The organism is Photobacterium sp. R1, assembly GCF_054600795.1.
The window spans coordinates 1-294 of sequence record NZ_BAAHZP010000399.1 but is presented as its reverse complement, the minus strand read 5'-3'; the positions used below and the strand labels follow the sequence as shown (position 1 = coordinate 294).

The 294-nt window shown below is 55.1% G+C and carries 1 protein-coding gene; it reads right to left on the bottom strand.

All coding sequences use genetic code 11. The annotated features are described in order from the left end of the window. The coding region (locus ACYP03_RS25600) for a glutamate synthase-related protein (RefSeq protein WP_459782619.1) at positions 1-294 on the bottom strand (294 nt) is incomplete at both ends.

Below are 294 nucleotides of genomic sequence, written 5' to 3'. Positions count from 1 at the left end.
GCGCCGATACGGTTCATCGCCACCGCCAGGGTAGAGTGCGCTTCATGGGAGATAGAACCGAAGCTCATCGCACCTGTGGCAAAACGTTTGAGAATGTTTTCGGCCGGTTCGACTTGATCCAGCGGGATGCTGCGGCTGGTATCAACAGCAAACTGAAGCTGACTGCGCAGAGTGGCGGCGTGGTCACCCTGGCTGTCGACGGCGTGGCAGTATTGCTTGAACTGATTGTAGTCTTTGCCACGGGTGGATTGCTGTAGCAGAGAAATCGTGGTCGGATTAAACAGGTGTTTTTCG